Below are 22,709 nucleotides of genomic sequence, written 5' to 3' on the forward strand. Positions count from 1 at the left end.
GCCTCGATCGAGATCGATCCCCACGGCACAGCACTCACCCCTACGGCGCGCAGATCCGGCGCACCGCCTCGCCGACCACCGTGCGGCGACGGGCCAGCTCGGACTGCCCCTCGACGAGGTTGCAGTCGGCGCCCGGCGCACTCACCCAGCCCATCACGACCGCGAACACCATGGTGGCAAGGTCGAGCGGTTCCCATTGCGGCGCAATGAGTCCCCGGTCCTGCGCGTCCCCGATGGCCTCGATGCGCGCCTCGGCCGCCCGCTCGCCGAGGCGGTGCATACGCTCACCGTCGCCCTGCAGCTGACCCCACAGCAGCATCCGCTGGATCTCCGGCTCGGACACGAAGTGGTCGAACAGTCGCATCGCGTACTCCGGCACATCCTCCGCGTCGAACGGAACCTCGTCGAGGAACCGGTCCAGGCTCTCCTCGAGCACGGCATCGAACAGCGCCTGCTTGTCGCCGAAGTAGGCGTACATGCGCTCCTTGCTGGCCCGTGCCTCCGACGCGATCCGGTCGATCCGCGCCCCGCCGAGGCCGTATGCCGCGAACTCGTCCCGCGCCGCGGTCAGGATGCGGCGCCGGGTCGCCTCCCCCCGGGAGGTGCCGGCCTTGGCGGTGTCGGTGCGCATGGGGCCAGGCTAACCCCTTGCGACAACGAGACCTGCATCACAAACAAACTGTTTTGTTTGACTTGCCCGTGACACCGAGTTCACCCTTTTACCGTTCACCGATCACATCCGGGGAAGTACACACATGGCGATTCAGACGACAGCCCCCGCCCAGCCTGAAGCGGGCCCTGCAAATCCCAATCACGCCCGCCGTTGGCTGGTGCTGTGCATCGTCGCGCTCGCACAGTTGACCGTCGTGCTCGACGGCACCATCGTGACCATCGCGCTGCCCCAGGCCCAGGAGGACCTCGGCATCAGCGACGTCGACCGGCAGTGGGCCATCACCGCGTACGCCCTGGCCTTCGGCGCGTTGCTGCTGCTCGGCGGCCGGATCGCCGACTACTGGGGCCGCAAACGCTCGTTCATGGTCGGGATGGCCGGCTTCGCCGTCGCCTCCGGGATCGGCGGCCTCGCCCAGAACGGCATCGAACTGTTCGCGGCCCGCGCCGGTCAGGGTGTGTTCGCCGCACTGCTCGCCCCGGCCGCGCTGGCGATCGTCACGACCACGTTCGTCGAGGAGAAGGAACGAGCCAAGGCGTTTGCGGTGTTCGGCGCGATCTCCGGTGGTGGCGCCGCCATCGGCCTGCTGCTCGGCGGCATCCTCACCGAGTACCTCACCTGGCGCTGGTGCCTGCTGGTCAACGTGCCCGTCGCGGTCCTCGCCATCGCCGCAGCCGCCGCGGTGATGAGGGAGTCCCGCGCACACGGCGACACCAGCTACGACCTGCCCGGCGCGGTGCTGATCACGCTCGGCCTCGGCTCGCTGGTCTACGGCTTCGCGCAGGCCGAGCACGGCTGGACCACCGCCTCGACCCTCGGCTTCATCATCGCCGGACTCGTGCTGCTCGCGGTCTTCGTGGCGGTCGAGGCACGCTCCGCCAATCCGATTCTGCCGCTGGCCATTCCCCTGCACCGCGACCGCGGGGCCGCCTACATCGGGTCCGCCCTGGTCGGCGCCGCACTGCTGGGCGGCATGCTCTACCTGACGATCTACACACAACTCGTGCTCGGCTTCAGCCCCGTCGTCTCGGGCCTGTCCTTCCTGCCGATGACGGTCGCGATCGTCATCGCGGCCGGGGTGTCCTCGCAGCTCGGCACGCGGATCGGGCCGAAGCCGCTGATGGCGGCCGGCCCGGTCATCGCCGCGGCGGGCCTGCTGTGGACGACGCAACTCGACATCCACAGCTCGTACGTCACCGGCGTGCTGCCCGGACTGCTGCTGTTCGGGTTCGGACTGGGACTGCTGATGGTCCAGATGCAGAACGTCGCGCTCGTCGGGGTCGCCGACCACGATGCCGGTGCCGCCAGCGCGCTGGCCAACGCCACGGTCCAGATCGGCGGCGCGCTGGGTACCGCGCTGTTCACCACCATCTACGTCGCCGCGAAAGACGCCTTCCGCGCGGCGAATCCGATGCCGACCCCGCCGGCCGGCTTCCCGACCGGCATGATCCCGACCGACCTGGCAACCGCGAAGCCCCCTTCGGCCGCGCAGCTGTCGATGCTGCCGGAGTCGTTCCGCGACTTCCTCGATCAGCTCAAGGACTACTTCTTCTCCACCGAGGTGTCCGGCTACGTGCACACCTTCGCGTGGGCTGCGGTACTGGTCGCGCTCATCTGCCCGGTGGTGCTGGTCCTGGTGCGCGCCAAGCGCTCCGACGTCCCCGCGGAGGGGCCCGTCCACCTCGGATGATCGAGGCCGGGCGACGAATCCGGGAGGCAGCCGGACCCGGACGTGATTCCATGGAGGCGTGACCGCCGCGGCACGGGGCCGACCGCGCGATTCCGGCATGGGATCGCGATGGCTCCCCCGTGTGGGGATCCTCGTCCTCGGAACCCTGCCGCTACTGGCCTTCCCCGAACTGAATCTCGGCATGCTCGCCTGGGTCGTGCTGGTCCCCGTTCTGCTGCTGATCCGGTCCGCCCAGACGAACCGGGAGGCCGCAGTGCGCGGATTCCTGGCCGGATTCGGGTTCCTCGCCGCAAACGAGTACTGGCTGGCGCCGAACCTGACCTTCTTCTTCCCGTTCGCGGTGGGGCTGCTGGCGCTGCTCTGGATCCCGTGGGCGCTGTTGACCCGGCCGCTGCTGCGAAACCCGGTCACACTCGGACGGTCGCTGCTCGCGCTGATCGCGGTCCCCGCAGGTTGGGTGCTGATCGAGACGGTGCGGTCCTGGCAGTGGCTGGGCGGGCCGTGGTCACTGCTCGGCGCGACGCAGTGGCAACACCCGATGCTGCTGGGCCTGGCCGGGCTCGGCGGCATCTGGCTGATCGGGTTCGCGATCGTCGCAGCCAACACCGCCGTCTGCCTGCTGATCGTCGGCGGCACCCCGGTGCGTTGCCTCGGCCTGGCCGCCGCCGTCGTCGCGGTCGGCGCCGGACCGCTCTGGTACGCGACGCGTCCCGCACCCGCCGGCCCCGGCAGCATGACCGTCGCGTTGGTCCAGCCGGGCATCGGCGCGGTGCACGACGACCTGCTCGGCGCGCAGGAGCGGATCACCCGCTCGCTCGGCACCCACGTGGATCTGGCGGTATGGGCCGAGAGCAGCGTCAGCGCCGACCTCCCCCGCCGTCCCGACGTGCTCGGCCGGCTGACCGCGCTGTCCCAGGACATCGGCGCGCCCCTGCTCGTCGACGTCGATGCGCGGATCGGCACCGGGGACGCCATCGCGAAGACGTCGATGCTCGTCGACGCACACGGCATCCGGGCCACGTATCAGAAGACGCGGCTGGTGCCGTTCGGCGAGTATGTACCGTTCCGGAACCAGCTGGGCTGGCTCAGCCGGATCACCGCGGCCGCGGGGCAGAACCGCCAGCCCGGTCACCGCCTGGTCGTCATGGACGTCGACGGCGTCCGCATCGGGCCGCTGACCTCGTTCGAGGAGACCTTTCCCGACCTGGCGCGCCACCAGGCGCGGGCCGGCGCGCAGCTGATCGTGTACCAGTCCTCGACGGCGACCTTCCAGGGCAGTTGGGCCCCGGCGCAACTCGCCTCCTTCGGCGCGGTACGCGCGGCCGAGACCGGGCGCCCGGTGGTACAGGCCGCGCTGACCGGGGTCTCCGCGGCCTTCGACGCCCACGGGCGAAAGATCGGCTGGCTGGCCGCGGATCGTCATGGTGCACTGGTGGTCTCGGTCCCATTGGCCGGTTCTGCCACGGTCTATGACAGGTGGGGCGAGTACGTGCCGGCCACGTGCGCCGTCATCGTCGCGGCGACCGCGCTGGGCCTGAGCCTGCTGCGGCGGCCGCCTCGGGGTCAGCCCGCGGATGCCGCCCGTCCGCTGGAGCGGCAGGCCGCGACGTAGTCCGCAAAGTTCCAGGTCTTGAGGAAGTCCTGCGCCGCAACGGTTCCCGTCTGGTACAGCTGTTCCAGCTGCGCCCGGGTGATCGCGAAGTCGATGGGGCTGATCCCCTGCGCCGGCACGAAGATGGTGCGCCGCACCGTGCACGGGTCGTCCACATACGCCGAATCCTGGTTGCCGATCAGCGTCTCGAGTGCGGCCAGCGCCAGCGACAGCGGGCCGTGCACGGTATGTGTCGGCGGGATGCCCGGCCGTGCGCTCAACCGGATCCCGAAGGTCGGCCATTGCGGCGACACGCTGTCCGGGCGGTCGAACAGCTTCACCGGGAAGTCGGCGAGCAGACCGCCGTCGACCCAGGTCGCCCCGTTCACCCGGACGGGCCGGAAGAAGAACGGTACCGCGGCGGATGCCCGCACCGCCCGCGCGATCGGGAACTCGTCTGGTCGCAGCCCGTAGGCGGGCAGATCCCACGGGATACGGACCATCCGGCGGCGCGACAGGTCACTGGCCACCACGACCAGCGACCAGGCGAACTGCGTCTGCGGGTCGTCGGTGCGCAGATCGCCGAAGGTCCGCACCCCCAGTTCCCCGAGGATCCGGCCCAGCAACTTCTCGAGGTACTCGCCCTCGTGCAGCCCGTCGGAGGTCAGCAACGACAGCGGCCCGCCGACCACCGGCACCCGGCCGAGCAGGCTGCTGTCGGCGAACTTGCGGTAGTCGAGCCCGTACACGATCTCGCGCAGCCGCGACATCGGCTGACCCGACCGCTGCAGCGCCGCCACCAGCGACGCGACGATCGCCCCCGCGCTGGCCCCGGCCGCGCGGGGGAAGTGATAGCCCGCGGCGGACAGCGTCTCCACGGCACCGACCAACCCGATGCCGCGGACCCCACCGCCCTCGCAGACCAGATCTGCTCGCAGTTCTGCCGCCACAGTCCGACGATAGGCCGACCGGTCGGTTTAGGTCGGCAACGTGTTCCGGAGGTGACCGCTGTGAGACCCACTCGTGAGGTTCACACCCTGCCGTCCCGTCTCGGTGTCACCGAATTCCGCCCGCCTCGGCCGCGCGCTGCGGGACAATCGACGAACCCGAAGCCCTGCGGGGAGGCGATCGGCTTGACCACACGGGACGCACCGCACGCACACCTCGGCGAGGTGCCGCGCAGAACCTTCCTCGGCGGCGCGGGCGCGCTACTTCTCGCGGGGACCGCATCGGCCCACGCGCCTCTTGCCGACGCGTCGCCGAACCCCGCCGGGCCGCAGCGCCGACCGAACATCATCGTCCTCATCACCGATCAGGAACGTCAGCCGATGTACTGGCCGTCGGGCTGGCCGGAGGCCAACCTGCCCAATCGGCAACGCCTGGCCGACACCGGCCTGACCTTCACCCGATCGTTCTGCAACACCTCGATGTGCTCGCCCAGCCGCAGCACCTTCTTCACCAGCCTGTATCCCGCGCAGCACGGGGTGACGTCCACGCTGACCGAGGGCGGGACACTGTCGCCGACCGAACCGCAGTTGCCGCTCGACCTGCCGAACCTGGCCACGGTGCTGGCGTCGGCCGGTTACGACGTGCAGTACCGCGGAAAGTGGCACATGAGCAAGGACGTCGGTGGGGGCGAGCCGACCAGCGCCGACCTGGCCGGCTACGGTTTCCACGGCTGGATCCCACCCGATTACGGCGGCGACACCAAGCCCGAACATTTCGGCGGCGGCTGCGCCGACCACGATTCGGCTGTGGCCGCCCAGGCCGCGCAGTACCTGCACACGGTCGACACCGGGGGTTCACCGTTCGCACTGGTCGTCTCGTTCGCCAACCCGCACGACATCCTCGCGTATCCGCTGACCTGGAACGCACAGGCGGGCGACTGCGACAACTACGGCATCGACGCGCCCGGCTGCTTCCGACAGGGCATCGATCTGCCGCCGACGCTCGGCGAGCGACTGGCCCTGGCGCACAAGCCGACCGCCCAGGTGCAGTCCCAGGTGCTGCTGAACGGGTTGGGGCCGTTGCTCGGCGAGGACGCCCTGCGCAATTACGTCAATTTCTACGCGTTCACCCAGAAGGTGGTCGACGCCCACATCGGGACCGTGCTCGACGCCGTCGAGTCACGTCCTGGATTGAGGGCGGACACGCTGATCATCCGGATCGCCGACCACGGCGAGATGGGCTTGTCCCACGGCGGGCTCCGCCAGAAGATCTTCAACGCGTACGAGGAGACGGTCCGGGTACCGCTGGTGTTCAGCAACCCGCGACTGTTCCCCACACCGGTCCGCACACCGGCCCTGGCGTCGCTGATCGACGTCGTGCCGACGCTGGCCGCACTCGTGCAGGCACCGAACCCGGCGCAGTGGAGGCTGCTCGGGACCGACCTGTCGCCCGTCATCGCGGACGCCGCGGCCCACCCGCAGTCGCCGACCGCCCGTGTGCAGGACAGCGTGCTGTTCACCTTCGACGACGTCAACTGCGGCAACCCCAACGGCCAGGGCATCGTCACCCCGCCCAACCGGATCCGCGCGATCCGCGAGGACCGCTGGATGTACGCCGCCTACTTCGACCCCTCGGGTGCGGTGCCCGCCCAATTCGAGCTCTACGACCTGCAGTCCGACCCCACCGAGGTCGACAACCTGGCCGATCCGCTGAACGCCGGGCACCACAACCCGCAGCAGACCGCGATCATGCACGAGCGATTGGTGGAACGGCTCCGGGCGACCGGCACCATGCCGGCGCGCGGCCTGTAGGCCCGGGCGCCGCCGTCAGCCTCGTACGGCACCGTCGTCGGGCACGTCTTGCTCGCGACCCAGAGTTCCAACACTTGCGACACTTCGAACATTTGGAACTTTGGGCAGCCGACGACCCCCAGCTACCGGCGGGTCATGCCGTGGATCGGCCCGCCGGATTCCACCCCGTCGGATTCCACGACGAACGCGGCATTCCGAGGAGCGCTCAGCGGCCCTGGAACGCCGGGGCGCGCTTCTCCGCGCGGGCGCGCCGCGCCTCCTTGACGTCCTCGCTGGACCAGGCACTGCAGAACGCCATGAACTGGTCGTCGGTCGGCTCGTCGTGGCTGTGGTCGTCGTTGAGCACCAGCTTGAGGTGACGCATGGTCAGCGGCGCCAGACCCGCGAGTTCCGCCGCCCACTGCTGGGCCGCGGCGAGGTCGGCGCCGCGATTGGCCAGGCCCACCGCAAGCGCCCGCTCGGCGCCGATTCGCTCGGCCCCCAGCAGGATCGACCGGGCGAACCCGCCGCCGACCAGCGCCGACAGCCGCTTGATCGACCAGTTGTCCAGCGCCAGGCCGACTCTCGCGACCGGCACCTCAAAGCTGCCCTCCGGCGCCACGGCCCGCAGGTCGCACGCCAGCGCGAGCTGGCAGCCCGCACCGACCGCGGGGCCGTTGATGGCGGCGATCACCGGCATCGGCGCGGACTCGATGGCGCGCAGCATGTTCACCAGCGCCTCGGGGAAGCTCGCCGCGTAGGCGTCGCCGGACAGGTCCGCTCCGGCGCAGAACGCGGTGCCCGCGCCGGTGATGACGACGGCGCGCGCATCACCGGTGATCGCCTCCGCGATGCCCTCGCGAATGCCGTTGCACAACTCGGTGTTCAGCGCATTGCGCTTCTCGTGCCGCTGCAGTTCCAGCGTGACGACGGCATTCTCCCGACTGACGCCGATCATCGGCTTCCTTTCCGAAGTTGGAGGGCGAGTGGCTCTCCGATAGACAGACTGTCCGACTCGGCAGGTGCCGTCAGACCAGCAGCTCGGCGATCTGGATGGTGTTCAGCGCCGCACCCTTGCGCAGGTTGTCGCCGGAGACGAACAGCGCGAGCCCGCGACCGTCCGGCACACCCGGGTCCTGACGGATCCGGCCGACCAGCGACGGGTCGGAGCCGGCCGCCGCGAGCGGGGTCGGCACGTCGACGAGCTCGACGCCCGGCGCGGCACGCAGCAGCTCCTGCGCGCGCTCGACCGGCAGGGGCCGGGCGAACTCGGCGTTGATCGCGAGCGAGTGCCCGGTGATCACCGGAACCCGCACGCAGGTGCCCGAGACCAGCAGGTCCGGGAGCCCGAGGATCTTGCGCGACTCGTTGCGCAGCTTCTGGTCCTCGTCGGTCTCGCCGCTGCCGTCGTCGACCAGGGAACCGGCCAACGGCAGCACATTGAAGGCGATCGGCGCGACGTACTTGTCCGGAGCAGGGAAGTCGACCGCGCTGCCGTCGTGCACCAGCTTCTCGGCGTCGCCGATCACCGCACGCGCCTGGCCGAGCAGCTCCTCGACGCCGGCGATGCCGGAACCGGAGACGGCCTGGTAGCTCGAGATGATCAGCCGCTGCAGGCCTGCCTCGTCGTGCAGCACCTTGAGCACCGGCATCGCGGCCATCGTGGTGCAGTTCGGGTTGGCGATGATGCCCTTCGGCGGGTTCTTCGCCTGCTCCGGGTTGACCTCGCTGACCACGAGCGGAACCTCGGGATCCTTGCGCCACGCCGACGAGTTGTCGACGACGGTCGCACCGGCGGCCGCGAACCGCGGGGCCTGCTCGCGCGAGAGCGTCGCACCGGCCGAGAACAGCGCGATGTCGATGCCCTTCAGGTCCGCGTCGGACGTCGCGGCGGCATCTTCGACGACGATCTCTTCACCGCGGAACGGCAGCTTCTTTCCCGCCGAACGCGCCGAGGCGAAGAACCGCACCTTGTCCGCCGGGAAGTTGCGCTCTTCCAGCAGCGTGCGCATGACGATGCCGACCTGTCCGGTGGCTCCGACAACAGCAATGGTGGTCATCTCTAGCGCCCCGTTCCTGCGTGCACGACGGCTTCCTCTTCGCCGCCGAGATCGAACGCCGAGTGCAGCGCGCGCACCGCGTCGTCCAGTTCCGTGTCCTTGACCAGCACCGAGATGCGAATCTCCGAGGTCGAGATCAGGTCGATGTTGACGCCTGCCTCGGCGAGCGCCTCACAGAAGGTGGCGGTCGTGCCGGGATGGCTCTTCATACCGGCGCCGACCAGCGACACCTTGCCGATCAGGTCGTCGTAGAGCACCTGCGAGAAGCCGATCTCGGACTGCATCTTGGTCAGCTTCTCGACGGCGCGCGGGCCGTCGGTCTTCGGCAACGTGAAGGTGATGTCGGTCTTGCCGGTCTCGACCTTCGAGATGTTCTGCAGCACCATGTCGATGTTGATCTCCGCGTCGGCGACGGCCCGGAAGATCTGCGCGGCGTAGCCGGGGGTGTCCGGCAGGCCGACGACGGTGACCTTGGCCTCGCTGCGGTCGTGCGCGACGCCGGTGATCAGTGCTTCTTCCACGGGAATGTCCTCCATCGATCCGGACACGATCGTTCCGGGTTTGTCGGTGTACGACGAGCGGACGTGCACGGGCACGTTGTAGCGGCGCGCGTACTCGACGCAGCGCAGCATCAGCACCTTGGCGCCGCACGCCGCCATCTCGAGCATCTCCTCGAAGGAGACGGTGTCCAGACGCTGCGCGTCCTTCACGATGCGCGGGTCTGCGGTGAACACGCCGTCGACGTCGGTGTAGATCTCGCACACGTCGGCCTTGAGCGCCGCGGCCAGCGCGACCGCGGTGGTGTCCGAGCCGCCGCGGCCCAGCGTGGTGATGTCCTTGCTGTCCTGGCTCACGCCCTGGAACCCGGCCACCAGCACGATCGAGCCCTCGTCGAGCGCGGCACGCACTCGGCCGGGGGTGACGTCGATGATCTTCGCGTTTCCGTGCGAGCCGGTGGTGATCACGCCGGCCTGCGACCCGGTGAACGAGCGCGCCTCGGCGCCGAGCGAGTGGATCGCCATGGCGACCAGCGCGTTGGAGATGCGTTCACCGGAGGTCAGCAGCATGTCCATCTCGCGCGCCGGCGGCGCCGGGCACACCTGCTGGGCGAGGTCGAGCAGTTCGTCGGTGGTGTCGCCCATCGCCGAGACCACGACGACGACGTCGTTTCCCTGCTTCTTGGTCTCCACGATTCGCTCGGCGACTCGTCGGATTCGCTCGGCGGATGACACCGAGGATCCACCGTATTTCTGGACGACGAGGGCCACGCTGGGATACCTCCAACTCGGGGAACAAATACACAAGGTCCAGAATGCAACCCTACCGGTCGCAGATCGGCCGCCGCCGCCCGGCGGTGACCGGTCACAGACAACACTGTGGGCATACGCTCGAAAGCGTGTCCGCGAACCCCAACCGACCTGCCGATCCGAACGTCGAGTTGCACCCGCTGATCGCCGCGCGCTGGAGTCCGCGCAACCTCGATCCCACCGCCGGCGTGAGCGAAGCCGAACTGCTGTCCGCTCTCGAGGCCGGCCGGGTCGCGGCGTCCTGGGGCGGCACCTTCCCGGTGCGCTTCGTCGCCGGGATGCGCGGCGACGAGACCTTCACCGCCCTCACCGACCTGCTGACCGAGGGCAACCGGGCCTGGGCGCACGCGGCCGGCGCCCTGGTGCTCGGCGCCGCGCAGTCCCGCAACGCCAAGGGCGACCTCGAGTACGCGATGTTCGACCTGGGGTTGGCCACCGCGCAGGTGAGCCTGCAGGCAGTCGCGCACGGGATGGTCGCGCACCCGATGGCCGGATTCGACGCCGACGCTGCCCGCACGCAGTTCGCGATCCCGGACGAGTTCCGCCCGGCGGTCGTCATCGCGCTCGGTCACCTCGGCGCCGGCGAGCACCCGGACGAGGCGATCCGTGAGTCCGATGCGCGGCCCCGCCGCCGGCCGGCGCTGGCCGAGATGGCGTTCGCCGGCACCTGGGGCCGACCGTTCGGCGCGGCACCCCGGGAGTGACCGCGCTGCACCTGCCCGCCCCCGCCCCGCCGCGGGCGGTGCTGTTCGGCTTCCCGCCCGTCGGCAAGCGCTGGCCCGGTGCGGTACGCGCCGCGCTGGCGCTCGGGATCCCGGCGTCGATCGTCGCCGCGCTGGGCTACCACCAGCAGGCGCTCACCGTGGCCATCGGCGCCTTCGCGGTGCTCTACGGCGAGGGCAAGGCCTACCGCGCCAGGTGGAAGGTGGTGACGATCGCCGCCGTCGCACTGGCCGGTTCGGCGTGGTTCGGCGCCCTGGTCGGCCGGCCGGTGCACCGCGCGATCGCCGAGGGGCACACCCACTTCCTCCTGCTGTGGGTGGTCGTCGCGATGACGACGGTCGGGCTGGCCGCCGCCTACGCGGCCGATGCCCTGCGGCTCGGACCGCCGGGTGGCTTCTTCTTCATCCTGGCGACCGAGATCGGCTCGCTGATCGCCGGATCCGGCATGCCGCCCGCGGAGATCGCCGGCTGGGGCGCGGTCGGCGGGGCGAGCTCGCTGATCGTGTCGATGTCCGGGTTGCTGCGCGATCCGCGCGCCCCCGAGCGGGCCGCGGTGGCCGCCGCCGGATCCGCCGTCGACGCCTATGCCACCGCCGACCGGTCCTCCGCCACCGCCCCGCGGGCGCGGCACCTGGCCTCCCTGAAACTGCAGGCCGCCTGGCACTGCCTCGACGACGGCGGGCTGCTCGACGGGTCGAGGGAACGGCGCCGGCACCGCAGCGATCACCCGCTGGTGGGGCAACTCGGGGCCACCCAGGTGCGGTTGTCGGCCGCACTGAGCGCGGACCCGACCGTCGACCCGGACTCGGACCTCGACGACATCCGGCCGCTGGTCCCGATGCCGCGGCCGGGCATCCGCTACCGCCTGGTGCGGTCGCTGCACCCGAACTCCCATGCGTGGACCGCCGCCCTGCGGCTGCTGGTCGCCTGCCTGATCGCGGGCACGGTCGCCGTCGCGATCGGTAGCAAACGGCCCGACTGGGCGGTCATCGCGGCCGCACTGGTGCTGCACCAGGGGCCCGACCGCATCATGGGCACGTATCGCGGGGTGCACCGCATCGTCGGTACCGCGCTCGGCCTGCTGCTGTTCGCGGCGCTGTACGAGCTCGACCCGACCGGCCTGTGGCTGATCCTGCTGCTCGCCGCGCTGCAGTTCATGGTCGAGATGCTCGTCGCGCGCAACTACGGGATCGCGGTCGTGTTCATCACCCCGCTGGCGCTGCTGATGGGCGGCTCGGCCACCCTCGCCGCGTCGCCCGCCTCCGCGATGGGCGAGCGTCTGGTCGAGACCGCGGTCGGCGTGTGCGTCGCGCTCGCGGTGCTGTGGACGGTGGACCGACGCTCGCACCGCCGAATCCTGCGGTGGGTCGACGGGCGGGTCGCGCAGCTGATCGCCGCGACCGCCCGTCGGCTCGACGGTGCACCGGCCGGCGCACCCGCGGTCCTCGAACTGCGCCGGGATCTCGAGTTCGAGCTGGCCGGGTCGGCGATGGCCGGGGTCGACGCCGCGCACAACGATCCGGCCTGGACCGCGCCGCGCTGGCCGGCGCACAGCGAGTTGCACCACCTGGGTTACGACGTGCTGGGCGGGCTGTGGGCGCTGCCGCCGGACGGCCGCCCGGACACCGCCACGACCGCACAGTGGTCGCGCCGCCTGAACGCCCTCGCCGAGGCCCGCGCCCGGATGTGACGTGGCCCGGTCCGAGTGCCCTTTGCGGCGCGCGGTGGCAGGATCGGGACGAGGGCTACCGAAGGGGACCGATGGATGCCGCACCACCCGAGCACATGCGGGCCTGGCGCGTGCACCACCCCGCACCGATCCACTCGGATCCGCTGATCCTCGAGCGCATCCCGGTCCCCCGACCGGAGGCGGGCGAAGTGCTGGTCCGGGTGCTGGCATGCGGAGTGTGCCGCACCGATCTGCACGTGTCCGAGGGCGATCTGCCGGTGCACCGCCCCGGTGTCGTGCCGGGGCACGAGATCGTCGGCGAGGTGGTCGAGGTCGGCGGGGAAGTCACCGCGCACGCCGTCGGCGACCGCGTCGGGATCCCGTGGTTGCGATCGAGTTGCGGACGGTGCCGCGTCTGCCGGCGCGGCGACGAGAACCTCTGTGAGTCCTCGACCTACACCGGCTGGGACTCCGACGGCGGCTATGCAGAATTCGCCTGCGCACCAGCCGCATTCATGCTGCCGCTCCCCGACGGCTACACCGACGCCGAGCTGGCCCCGCTGCTGTGCGCGGGCATCATCGGGTTCCGCGCGCTGCGCTGCGCGGAATTGCCCACGGGAGGCGCGCTGGGCATCTACGGGTTCGGCGCCAGCGCGCACCTGGCCGCCCAGGTGGCGATGGCCGACGGGGCGCAGGTGCACGTGATGACGCGCAGCGTCGATGCCCGGCGGCTGGCGCTCGAGCTCGGCGCCGCCTCCGTTCAGGGCGCCACCGATCCACCACCGGTGCCGCTGGACGCCGCGATCCTGTTCGCCCCCGTCGGCGACCTGGTGCCGCCGGCCCTCGAGGCGCTGGATGCGGGCGCCACGCTGTCGATCGCGGGCATCCACCTCAGCGACGTCCCGCCGCTGAACTATCAGCGACACCTGTTCCGCGAGCGACGGATTCGCAGCGTCACCGCCAACACCCGGGCGGACGCCCGCGACTTTCTCGACATCGCCGCGCGCCACCGGCTCCAGGTCACCGCGACGCCGCATCCGCTCGACCGAGCGCTCGAGACCTTGCAAGGCCTGGCCGACGACAGGGTGACCGGAGCCGCCGTCCTGATCCCCTGACCGAAACCCCACCGACCGAGTGAAAGTCCCGAAAGAGAAAGGCGCACAACATGCTCATCAATCCTCCCGTAGTCGTCGGCGTCGACGGCTCGGACACCTCCAAGGCCGCCGTCGCCTGGGCCGCACAGTCTGCGGCCCTGCGCGATGCCCCGCTGCAGCTGGTCAGCGCGATGGCGGTGCCGGTCGCGTACGCGGGCGGGATCGGGGTGCCGCAGAGCTTCTTCGACGCGCAGCAGGAGGAGGCCACCCGCGTGCTCGAGGAGGCCACGAAGATCGCGATCGAGACAGCGGGCGAGGGCAAGCTGACGGTGCTGACCGAACGCCGCAACGGCTCTGCCATCGCGGGCATGCTCGACTGGTCGGAGCACGCGCGCGCGATCGTGCTCGGTTCGCGCGGACTCGGCGAGGTCAGCGGCGGCCTGCTCGGCTCGGTCACCTCCTCGGTCGCCACGCACGCCGCCTGTCCGGTGGTGGTGATCCGCGAGGCCGCGCCGGTGTCGGCGACGGCCCCGGTGGTCGTCGGTGTGGACGGCACCCGCAACAGCGAACCCGCCATCGAGGCTGCTTTCGAGGAGGCCTCGTTCCGCGGCGCCCCGCTGACCGCGGTCCACTCGTGGTCCGACTTCCCGGTGGTGAATCCCTTCGGGGCCGAGGACGAGATCCCGTGGGACCAGATCGAGACCGCCGAGCAGGCCGCGCTGTCGGAGTCGCTCGCCGGGATGCAGGAGCGCTTCCCCGACGTCGCCGTGACCCGGGTCGTCGTCAAGGATCGCCCGGTACAGGCGCTCTTCGATGCCGCGACGGACGCCCAGCTCGTGGTCGTCGGCAGCCGGGGTCGTGGCGGGTTCCGCGGCATGCTGCTCGGATCGACGAGCCGTGCGCTGCTGCACTCGGTCGACGTGCCGCTGATGATCGTGCGCGATCACCGCTGAGCGAACAGTCGGGCGGGGCCGCCGATGTCGGCGGCCCCGCACCGGCGGTCCGGACTATCCGCGCAGCGCCGAGGCGAAGATCGCCGGCAGCTTCGACCACGCCGGGGCACCGGCGAAGCCGGTCAGCAGCCGCCCGGTCGTCGCGGCGGTGCGGTTGTCGACGAACCACGGCGGCTTCGGCGAGATCGCGAACTCGCCGTGCATCAGCGACCGCGGCGATGGCCGGAACGGCCCCCGCACCACGGTCCGTTCCGGGCTGTCGATCAGCAAGGCGTTGTGCACCACACCGATTCCGCTCTGCACGTCGTCGAGCGTATGTCCGGGGAACGCGCCCCAGGTGGCGTTCGCGGTGAGGTACCCGACGCCGGTCCACGCGTTGACCGCGATCGTGCCGTAGCGCAGTCCCTCGAGCATCGAATCGAAGCGCTCGCCGAACTCCGAGATCGTCGCGGGGTGGGCGATGATGTTGATACCCAGTGTGCCGACGAACTGGTCGTTGGCAACCTCGATGGCCCGGATCGCGAACTCGGCTCCGTCCGCGTCGACGTCGATCACCCCGAGCACCGGCGCGAAATACTCAGTCTGCAGCAACGGCTTTCGGTCGTCCGGATCGGTGACCAGCACACGGCCCCCCTCTGGACCGAGACGCTGCGCATCCGGATAGGTCTGTGTCGCGCTCTCCACGCGCGCAGCGCTTCCCGGATAGTAGGCCGCCCTGGCAGGCGCGCGGTCGACGGCGCCGCGCAGCGCTTCGAGGAACTCGTCGCGCTGCGCCCACCGCGAGGACAGCACGACCACCTGAGCGGCGATGCAGTTGTACCCGCCGTTGTGCAGGCGTTGAGTCGCGACGTGCTCGGCCTGGAACTCGATGTCGGCGCGGCTCCACCGTCCCGGGAGCACGATCGTCGGCGAGACGCCGCCGAGTTCGCTGGTGATCTGTTTGTCCAGCACCGGTTCACCTGCGGCCTTGCGGCGCACTCCCTCCTCGCCGGGGCCCCACACGATCGCGTCGTGGGTCAGCGCGCTGCCGGTCATGTGCACGTGATCGACCAGTTCGTGCCGCACCAGGTATGCGCCGACGTCGGCGCCGCCGGTGAGCAACCGGACCGCACCGACCTCGATGAGCGGCTCGAGGACCTTGGACAGCACCGGCAACAGCGGGTCGGTGATCGGGTTCAGCTTGAGTGCGACCACGCGATTGTGCGCGATGAGTTCGTACAACGTGTCCAGCGGTGCGATCGAGGTGATGTTGCCCGCGCCGAGCACCACGCCGACGCCGTTGGTCCGAGCGGGATCGAGTTGCGCGAGTCCCGCCTGCCTCCGTGCCGTGTCGGCGTCGACGCCCGGCTCCAGCCAGACCTCGGCGCTGAAACCGCTGAGCAGCAACTTGTCGTAGACGCCGGCGGGCAACACCTTGACCGCGGTGCGGCCGCCGGGCGCAGCGCCGAAGGAGACGCCGTCCAATGGGCTACGGCCTGCTTCCAGCGCCGCCAGGCTGGCGGACAGCGCCGCCGTACCGGTCGCCACCGGGTACGGGCCGGATATCCATTCCTCGCCGACGAGCGGGGAGTTCCGGTCGAGTCCCTTGATCCCGATCGCCGCGTCGACCCACTCCGCCGCGTGGGACACGGTGAGTTCGTGGACGCGTTCGAGCAAGCGGCGGCGCTCGGCGAGTGACATCCCCGCCCACGCCTTCTCGCCTTCGACGAGTTCGGCAAGCGCCTGATCTACGGCAGGAGCGACTCCGGCGGGCGGGATTTCGTTCGTCACGGTGACAGCCTCCGATACGACAAGTGTTTGACATCACAATTCTGCGCCGGTGTCTCCCCGCTGTGGGCTGTGTGCGCGGAAGGGATTTCGTCGAGAGGCTTGTGCGACCACACAATCTCAGTCCGCGAGGTGGTGGGCCGCCCGCCTGATCTCCAGCGCTGCCCCGAGTCGCATGATCGAGGTGACGTCGTTCGGGTCCATACCGAGCAGTTCCTCGATTCTGTTGATCCTGTTGTTGACCGTGTTCGGGTGGACATGCAGATCACGCGCAGTCGGCGCCCGGTCGAGGTTGTGCGCGTAGTAACTCTCCAGGGTTTCGAGCAGTTCCGGATGCGGCTCGAGCGGCGCCAGGATCATCAGCAGGTGATCACTGCCGGCGGTCCGCCGGGTGAGTTGGTAGCTCAGCGCCACATCCTCTATCCGGTACAGCCCCGCGGGGCTACGCTCCGCCACCGCCAGATCGAGGATGTCCTGGGCGAGCGCGCTGCTCGCCGGGAGGGAGTCGGTCTCGGCATAGCCGACCAGGCCGGCGGTGACCGCAACCCCGGCCGCCGCACCGATCCGGTCGATCAGTGCCGCAGCAACCTGCGCAGCACGCCGGGGGCTCTCACCATCCCACGGAATCAGGATCTGCCCACCTTCGGGTTCGAGCAGTGCCAAGACCTGTTCGGTGCCACCACCGACCAGGACCCGGTGGACCTGTCGGAGTTTGCGGCGGCCCGCGACCGCACGCCTGGTCGCGTCGTCGCCGCGTTCGTCGGCGAGTTCCGCGAAGGCCACGGCCAGTACCGCATATCGCCTGGCCAGTCGGACCCCGAAGCGTTCCGCTTCCTCGGTCGCGTTCTGCCCACTGAGCAACAGTCGCGCCAGGAGATGGTCGGCACCGCGATCCTCACTGCTGATCACCGCCATCTCCGCCTGATAGGAATCGACGACGGCACGGACCATCACCTCGTGCAGGTCGAAATAGCCGAGCATGAGGTATCGCAGACCCTCGACGTCCGCCTCACCGGCCTCCTCCCCGCATGCCTGGAGGAACATGCGGCCGCCGTAGTGCCAGTTGTGTAGGACCAATGACAGCGGGACACCTTCGGCGGCGCGTTGCGCTCCCCTGCTCCGCGCACCCTTGAGGTCCGGCTCCCGGAGCGGCTCGTGCTCGCGCAACGAGCGAACCACCAGTGCCAGGTAGTGCCGGACCGTCGCCGGCACTTCCTGCTCACGAATGCCCACCGGAAGGTGGCCCGCAGAGGGTCCGACCGCGCCGGCCCTGGCCACCGCATCGAAGCGCTTGTAGACCCGATCGAGGATCGCCAACGCCGATCGAGGGACCGGTCCGTCGCCACTCATCGTTCCCGCCTTCGCCGCAGATTGTGCTCCCGCACACCCTCCAGGCGTCGGTTTGTGCGAAATCGCCATTGCCGGCCTGGTGGGCCCATCCTACGGTGGAATCCAGCACAACGTGTGGCTCATATCACAGTCACGTGCCGGTTGTAATCGATCGGACACTGCTCACCACCGTTCGTTCCTTGCGCGGCCCCTTGCGCCCGAAAACAGGAGCACTCATGTCCCAAACCAACATCGCTGCCCCATCGGACGCGGCGTCTCCCGCACCGTCGGCCCGACAGTCCGGCGTCTCGCGGTCGCGCGGATGGACCGTGACCGCACTTCTGCTCGCGCTGATGATGATCAATTTCGGCGACAAGGCCGTCCTGGGACTCGCCGCGAACGACATCCGTCACGAGTTCGGGCTGAGCGCCGCGCAATACGGCACCATCGCCAGCGGATTCTTCCTGCTGTTCAGCATCTCCGCGCTCGCCGTCGGGTTCATCGCCGACCGGTTCGCGACCAAACCGGTGTTGCTCGTGCTCGCCGTCGTCTGGGCGGTCGCGCTGCTGCCGGTTCTGGGCGCGGCGGGATTCGGTGTCCTGCTGGCATCCCGGATCGTGCTCGGCGCCGCGGAAGGCCCGGCATTCGGCGTCGCCAATCATGCCGTGCAGAAGTGGTTCGTCGACGCCGACCGCAACGTCCCCGCGGCGCTGCTCAGCCTCGGCCCGGCACTCGGGGTGATGGTCGCGGCACCGACACTGACCTGGCTGATGGTGCATCACGGCTGGCGATCGATGTTCGTCGCACTGATCGTGGCCGGCGTGGTGTGGGCGGTCGTCTGGGCAGTGGCAGGCAGGGAGGGCCCACTCGGTGCGCACTCGCATGGCACTGCCGAACCAGCATCTGCTGAGGGTGTCGAGGACGTACCCGCGGTCTCGGCCCTCCGGGTGCTGTCGACCGGGACATGGATCGGTTGCTCGATCGCCGTGTTCGCCGCCTACTGGTCCCTGTCCCTGGTCGTCTCCTGGCTCCCGCCGTATCTGACGAACGGTGCGGGGTACAGCAAGTCGCAGACCGGCCTGCTCACCGCCCTCCCGTGGGTGGCCGGCGCGGTCGCGGTCGTCGCGCAGGGTGTCGTCACCCAGCGGTTGATGAAGCGCGGCGTCTCGGCCAGATGGGCACGCGGCGCACTGGGGGGCGGCGTCGTGATCGCCGCGGGCGTCTGCACCTGGGCATTCGTCCACGTGCCCAACGGCCCCATGAAGCTGGCCCTGATGGCGTTGGGGCTGGGTATCTCCGGCGTGATCTTCACGGTCGCCACCACCGCGTGCGGACAGATCTCACCGGCACGGTCCCGCGGTGCCGTGCTCGGCGCGTTCGTCGCGGTCTATTCCCTGGCCGGTGTCGCTGCGCCGTTCGTGACCGGCCGACTCGTCGGCGACGCCGGTTCGGCCCCGATCCACGGCTACGACACGGTCTTCATGCTCACCGGGATCATCCTCGTCGTCGGCGGCATCGCCGCGGTCGCGTTGATCAGACCCGAACGCGATGCAGCCCGCCTGAGGACCCGCGCAACCACCTCTTCTCGGCACTGCGCCAACTGATTTCGAACAGGAGAACTCCAGCATGCTCAATCTCGCCGTGATCCTCGAGGACAGCGCGCGCGAGGCGCCGGACCACATTGCCATCGTCGCGGCCGGTACCCGGATGACCTACCGGGAACTCGATCAGGCCGCCAACCGGGTCGCCCACCTGCTGCGCTCGCTCGGGCTCGAACCCGGCGACCGTGTCGTCATGCAATGCCCGAACGTGCCGGACTTCCCGGTCGTCTACTTCGGGATCCTCAAGGCCGGCTGTGTCGTCGTACCCGTCAACGTCCTGCTGAGATCCCGCGAGATCGCCTACCACCTTCGCGACTCGAACGCCAAGGCGTTCTTCGCGTTCGAGGACCCGTTTGGATCCGATGCCTGGGATGCGTTTGCGGCGAACGAGTCCTGTGAGCGTTTCTTCCAGTTGGGCACGTCCACGCCCGGTCGTGGAGTCTCCACTGCGCTCTGGTCCGCACTCGACTGTCATTCGCCCACATTCGAATCCGCGTCGACAGCAGCCGACGACACCGCCGTCATCCTCTATACCAGCGGCACCACAGGGCAGCCGAAGGGCGCTCAACTCACCCACGCGAACATGCTGCAGAACGCCCAGGTTGCCAGCCGGTTGTTCGGGAGCGAAGACCACGACGTCTACTTGGCCGCTCTGCCGCTGTTCCACGTCTTCGGCCTGACCTGCCAGTTGAACACGGCCCTGCTGGGCGGGGCGAGCGTCGTGCTGCAACCTCGCTTCGAGCCCGGCGAGACGCTGGTGCTCATGCTGCGCGAGAGGGTGACCGTCTTCGCCGGCGTGCCGACCATGTACCTGGCACTGCTCGCGCACGCCGCCCGGTCCGACCCTTCCGATCTCGATCAGTTGGCGCGCCACCTTCGCATGGCCAACTCCGGCGGGTCCGCGCTGCCGCTGGAGGTGCTGCGCCAGTTCAAGGATCGCTTCGGCGTGCAGATCCTCGAGGGCTACGGCCTGTCCGAGACCAGTCCCATCGCCACCTTCAACCGGACCGACCGGCCCACCAAGCCGGGGTCGGTCGGCCTCCCGATCTGGGGAGTCCAGGTCAAGGTCGTCGACCAGGACGGGCACGAGGTGCGGGACGGGGAACTCGGCGAGATCGTGATCCGCGGCCACAACGTGATGAAGGGCTATCACGATCGCCCCGACGAGACGGCGGCTGCGATGCGTGGCGGCTGGTTTCACACCGGTGACATCGGGCGGCGGGACGACGACGGCTACTTCTACGTCGTCGACCGCGCCAAGGACATGATCATCCGCGGCGGCTACAACATCTATCCGCGGGAACTCGAAGAGGTGCTGATGACTCACCCCGCGGTGAGCATGGTTGCGGTGGTGGGTGTTCCGCATCCCACCCACGGCGAGGAGGTCAAGGCCTTCATCGTTCCCTCCGCGGGCGCCGACACCACCGAGGACGCGTTGGTCCAGTGGTGCCGGGCGAACATGGCCGCCTACAAGTACCCGCGCTTGCTCGAATTCCGTGAATCCCTCCCGCTCTCGGGTACCGGGAAGGTCCTCAAGCGCGAACTGATCTCCGCTGCAGCGGAAAGGAACTGACCCCATGTCGATCGAGCCCAAACCGGCCACCTCCGCCACGGTCGAGGCCAATCTCGCCGTACTCGGCGCGCTCCCCTTCGCGGACACCGAGAGCTTCGAGGACGCTCGGCGCGGCTTCGTCACCACCCTCGATCCGCCGGTCATCACCGGTCCTGACGGCCGGGTCGTGTGGGACCTGCGGCCCTATGCGTTCCTCGACGCCGCCGCACCGAGCACTGTGAATCCGAGCCTGTGGCGGATGGCGCAGTTGAACTTGCAGCACGGCCTGTTCCGCGTCTGCGAGCGCGTGCATCAGATCCGCGGCTTCGACATCGCCAACATGACGATCGTCGAGGGCGAGACCGGGTACATCGTGATCGACCCGCTGCTGAGTACCGAAGCGGTGGATGCCGGGATGTCGCTGGTACGAGAACACCTCGGCGACAAGCCCGTCACCTCGGTCGTCATCACCCACAGCCACGCCGATCACTACGGCGGCGTCAAGGCAGTGGTGACCGACGAGCAGGCACGTACCGGCCAGGTGCGGGTCGTGGCTCCCGTCGGTTTTCTCGATCACGCGGTGAGCGAGAACGTGAACGCCGGAACGGCGATGTCCCGTCGCGCCCAGTACATGTACGGTGTCGGCATCGCCCCGGGAGCGCGGGGGCAGATGACCTGCGGGCTGGGGATCGGCCTGACAAACGGCACGACGACACTGATCGCCCCCACCGACCTCATCACCGAATCCGGCCAGGAACTGGTGCTCGACGGAGTGCGGTTCGTCTTCCAGTACACCCCGGGCTCCGAAGCGCCGGCCGAGATGAACTTCCACCTGCCGGAGTTGCGAGCGCTGTGCATGGCGGAGAACGTCTCGCACAACATGCACAACCTGTATACGTTGCGCGGAGCGGAGATTCGCGACGCCGCCGCCTGGAGCAACTACATTCACGAGTCGATCGAGTTGTTCGCCGACGACACCGACGTGATGTTCATCGGCCATCACTGGCCGGTGTGGGGACGCGAGAAGATCGTCGAGTTCCTCGCACAGCAGCGCGACCTGTACCGCTACATCCACGACGAGACGCTGCGCCTGGCCGCGCACGGGCGCACCGCCGTCGAGATAGCCGAACGCATCGAGCTGCCACAGTCGCTGGCCACGTTCTGGGCCAACCGCGGCTATTACGGTTCGCTCAACCACAACGTCAAGGCCGTCTACCAGAAGTATCTCGGCTGGTTCGACGGCAACCCAGCGAACCTGCATCCGCACGAGCCGGCCGAGTCCGGACGCCGCTACGTCGACTTCATGGGCGGTCCGGACGCGGTGCTGAGCAAGGCACGCAGGTCGTTCGACGACGGCGACTACCGCTGGGTCGCACAGGTCGTCGGGCACGTGGTGTTCGCCGACCCCGGCAACCGCGAGGCCCGCGAGTTGCAGGCCGACGCATTCGAACAGCTCGGGTACCAGTCCGAGTCCGCACCCTGGCGCAACTTCTACCTCAGCGGCGCCCAGGAGCTGCGTCACGGAGTGCAGAAGCTGCCCACCACCACCGTCGCGCCGGACGTCGTACGTGCGATGACCACCGACATGCTGCTGGACTACCTGTCCATCCGACTCAACGGGCCCAAGGCATATGAACAGTCATTCAGCGTGTTGTTCACCGTGACCGACACCGGGGAGCAACGGCTGATCCGGCTGACCAACGGAGTCCTGGTGCGGAGCACACTCATCCCCGATCACGGCTACTCGGCGCACGTGCGACTGCCGAAGGCAACGCTCGCCGGTCTGGCCCTCGGCACCGCCGACCTACGAGCCGCCGAATCCGCCGGGACGCTGACCGTCACCGGTGACATCGACTCGTCCGCTGCACTTTTCGAGCTCTGCGACAAATTCGAACAGTCCTTCGCCATCGTCACCCCCTGACCCGGCCCACGTATCGCGCAACCCCATCGACAGATCACGCAGAA

17 protein-coding genes are annotated in these 22,709 nt (G+C 69.5%); 10 read left to right on the top strand and 7 right to left on the bottom strand.

Annotated elements, in window-relative coordinates:
- Nucleotides 1-40: 40 nt before the first annotated feature.
- A complete protein-coding gene (locus G4X40_RS04755; RefSeq protein ID WP_277830501.1) occupies nucleotides 41-631 on the bottom strand; it encodes a TetR/AcrR family transcriptional regulator in 591 nt (196 codons plus the stop codon).
- A gap of 124 nt (nucleotides 632-755) precedes the next feature.
- Between G4X40_RS04755 and G4X40_RS04760 the strand changes: the two genes are divergently transcribed.
- Both G4X40_RS04760 and lnt read left to right on the top strand, forming a co-directional pair.
- Nucleotides 756-2,360: an MFS transporter gene (locus G4X40_RS04760; protein WP_277830502.1), complete on the top strand. Its 1,605-nt coding sequence runs from the start codon at nucleotides 756-758 to the stop codon at nucleotides 2,358-2,360.
- Between the two features lie 97 nt (nucleotides 2,361-2,457).
- On the top strand, nucleotides 2,458-3,972 hold the full coding sequence (gene lnt, locus G4X40_RS04765; protein ID WP_277830503.1) for an apolipoprotein N-acyltransferase: 1,515 nt from the start codon (nucleotides 2,458-2,460) through the stop codon (nucleotides 3,970-3,972).
- On the opposite strand, the gene G4X40_RS04770 is transcribed toward lnt, so the two are convergent.
- Nucleotides 3,924-4,889 (bottom strand): patatin-like phospholipase family protein, encoded by a 966-nt coding sequence (locus G4X40_RS04770; protein ID WP_408642137.1) that lies wholly within the window; start codon nucleotides 4,887-4,889, stop codon nucleotides 3,924-3,926. The two genes, lnt and G4X40_RS04770, sit on opposite strands and share 49 nt — an antisense overlap.
- A 195-nt stretch (nucleotides 4,890-5,084) precedes the next feature.
- Here G4X40_RS04770 and G4X40_RS04775 point away from each other — a divergent pair, with 195 nt between their 5' ends.
- Complete coding sequence (locus G4X40_RS04775) at nucleotides 5,085-6,710, top strand: sulfatase-like hydrolase/transferase (protein ID WP_277830505.1); 1,626 nt, start codon at nucleotides 5,085-5,087, stop codon at nucleotides 6,708-6,710.
- A 205-nt stretch (nucleotides 6,711-6,915) separates the two neighbouring features.
- On the opposite strand, the gene G4X40_RS04780 is transcribed toward G4X40_RS04775, so the two are convergent.
- The 3 genes from G4X40_RS04780 to G4X40_RS04790 form a co-directional block, all read right to left on the bottom strand.
- A complete protein-coding gene (locus G4X40_RS04780; RefSeq protein WP_277830506.1) occupies nucleotides 6,916-7,647 on the bottom strand; it encodes an enoyl-CoA hydratase in 732 nt (243 codons plus the stop codon).
- 70 nt (nucleotides 7,648-7,717) lie between these two features.
- Nucleotides 7,718-8,749 (bottom strand): aspartate-semialdehyde dehydrogenase, encoded by a 1,032-nt coding sequence (locus tag G4X40_RS04785; protein ID WP_277830508.1) that lies wholly within the window; start codon nucleotides 8,747-8,749, stop codon nucleotides 7,718-7,720.
- A 2-nt stretch (nucleotides 8,750-8,751) separates the two neighbouring features.
- Complete coding sequence (locus tag G4X40_RS04790) at nucleotides 8,752-10,017, bottom strand: aspartate kinase (RefSeq protein ID WP_277830510.1); 1,266 nt, start codon at nucleotides 10,015-10,017, stop codon at nucleotides 8,752-8,754.
- Nucleotides 10,018-10,145: 128 nt separating this feature from the next.
- Between G4X40_RS04790 and G4X40_RS04795 the strand changes: the two genes are divergently transcribed.
- The 4 genes from G4X40_RS04795 to G4X40_RS04810 all read left to right on the top strand — a co-directional run bounded on the left by G4X40_RS04795 (nucleotide 10,146) and on the right by G4X40_RS04810 (nucleotide 14,495).
- Nucleotides 10,146-10,760 carry a nitroreductase family protein gene (locus G4X40_RS04795; protein ID WP_277830512.1) on the top strand — a complete coding sequence of 205 codons (615 nt, stop codon included), beginning with the start codon at nucleotides 10,146-10,148 and terminating at the stop codon, nucleotides 10,758-10,760.
- Nucleotides 10,757-12,469 (top strand): FUSC family protein, encoded by a 1,713-nt coding sequence (locus G4X40_RS04800; protein ID WP_277830513.1) that lies wholly within the window; start codon nucleotides 10,757-10,759, stop codon nucleotides 12,467-12,469. Before G4X40_RS04795 ends, G4X40_RS04800 begins: the two co-directional genes overlap by 4 nt.
- A gap of 95 nt (nucleotides 12,470-12,564) precedes the next feature.
- Nucleotides 12,565-13,563, top strand: a complete 999-nt coding sequence (locus G4X40_RS04805) for a zinc-binding alcohol dehydrogenase family protein (RefSeq protein WP_277831286.1) — start codon at nucleotides 12,565-12,567, stop codon at nucleotides 13,561-13,563.
- Between the two features lie 50 nt (nucleotides 13,564-13,613).
- Entirely contained in the window at nucleotides 13,614-14,495 is an 882-nt protein-coding gene (locus G4X40_RS04810) for a universal stress protein (protein WP_277830514.1), read from the top strand.
- 54 nt (nucleotides 14,496-14,549) lie between these two features.
- Here G4X40_RS04810 and G4X40_RS04815 read toward each other — a convergent pair whose 3' ends face one another.
- Both G4X40_RS04815 and G4X40_RS04820 read right to left on the bottom strand, forming a co-directional pair.
- Nucleotides 14,550-16,253, bottom strand: a complete 1,704-nt coding sequence (locus G4X40_RS04815; RefSeq protein WP_408642138.1) for an aldehyde dehydrogenase family protein — start codon at nucleotides 16,251-16,253, stop codon at nucleotides 14,550-14,552.
- Between the two features lie 129 nt (nucleotides 16,254-16,382).
- On the bottom strand, nucleotides 16,383-17,612 hold the full coding sequence (locus tag G4X40_RS04820; protein ID WP_277830515.1) for a PucR family transcriptional regulator: 1,230 nt from the start codon (nucleotides 17,610-17,612) through the stop codon (nucleotides 16,383-16,385).
- Nucleotides 17,613-17,920: 308 nt separating this feature from the next.
- Between G4X40_RS04820 and G4X40_RS04825 the strand changes: the two genes are divergently transcribed.
- From G4X40_RS04825 to G4X40_RS04835, 3 genes are read left to right on the top strand one after another with little or no spacing between them, the layout of a single operon-like run.
- Nucleotides 17,921-19,195, top strand: coding sequence for an MFS transporter (locus G4X40_RS04825; protein WP_277830516.1), 1,275 nt, complete (start codon nucleotides 17,921-17,923; stop codon nucleotides 19,193-19,195).
- Between the two features lie 22 nt (nucleotides 19,196-19,217).
- On the top strand, nucleotides 19,218-20,765 hold the full coding sequence (locus G4X40_RS04830; RefSeq protein WP_277830518.1) for a long-chain-fatty-acid--CoA ligase: 1,548 nt from the start codon (nucleotides 19,218-19,220) through the stop codon (nucleotides 20,763-20,765).
- Between the two features lie 4 nt (nucleotides 20,766-20,769).
- Nucleotides 20,770-22,665 (top strand): alkyl/aryl-sulfatase, encoded by a 1,896-nt coding sequence (locus G4X40_RS04835; RefSeq protein WP_277830519.1) that lies wholly within the window; start codon nucleotides 20,770-20,772, stop codon nucleotides 22,663-22,665.
- Nucleotides 22,666-22,709 lie beyond the last annotated feature (44 nt).

The sequence above is a fragment of the Speluncibacter jeojiensis genome (assembly GCF_029589495.1).
Lineage (GTDB): Bacteria > Actinomycetota > Actinomycetes > Mycobacteriales > Mycobacteriaceae > Speluncibacter > Speluncibacter jeojiensis.

What these genes read in the sequence shown, in the direction of transcription:
- lnt (WP_277830503.1), top strand. Translation starts at nt 2,458, where the DNA reads ATGGGATCGCGATGGCTCCCCCGTGTGGGGATCCTCGTCCTCGGAACC.
- G4X40_RS04835 (WP_277830519.1), top strand. Translation starts at nt 20,770, where the DNA reads ATGTCGATCGAGCCCAAACCGGCCACCTCCGCCACGGTCGAGGCCAAT.
- G4X40_RS04820 (WP_277830515.1), bottom strand. Translation starts at nt 17,612, where the DNA reads ATGAGTGGCGACGGACCGGTCCCTCGATCGGCGTTGGCGATCCTCGAT.
- G4X40_RS04755 (WP_277830501.1), bottom strand. Translation starts at nt 631, where the DNA reads ATGCGCACCGACACCGCCAAGGCCGGCACCTCCCGGGGGGAGGCGACC.
- G4X40_RS04810 (WP_277830514.1), top strand. Translation starts at nt 13,614, where the DNA reads ATGCTCATCAATCCTCCCGTAGTCGTCGGCGTCGACGGCTCGGACACC.
- G4X40_RS04785 (WP_277830508.1), bottom strand. Translation starts at nt 8,749, where the DNA reads ATGACCACCATTGCTGTTGTCGGAGCCACCGGACAGGTCGGCATCGTC.
- G4X40_RS04780 (WP_277830506.1), bottom strand. Translation starts at nt 7,647, where the DNA reads ATGATCGGCGTCAGTCGGGAGAATGCCGTCGTCACGCTGGAACTGCAG.
- G4X40_RS04760 (WP_277830502.1), top strand. Translation starts at nt 756, where the DNA reads ATGGCGATTCAGACGACAGCCCCCGCCCAGCCTGAAGCGGGCCCTGCA.
- G4X40_RS04805 (WP_277831286.1), top strand. Translation starts at nt 12,565, where the DNA reads ATGCGGGCCTGGCGCGTGCACCACCCCGCACCGATCCACTCGGATCCG.
- G4X40_RS04830 (WP_277830518.1), top strand. Translation starts at nt 19,218, where the DNA reads ATGCTCAATCTCGCCGTGATCCTCGAGGACAGCGCGCGCGAGGCGCCG.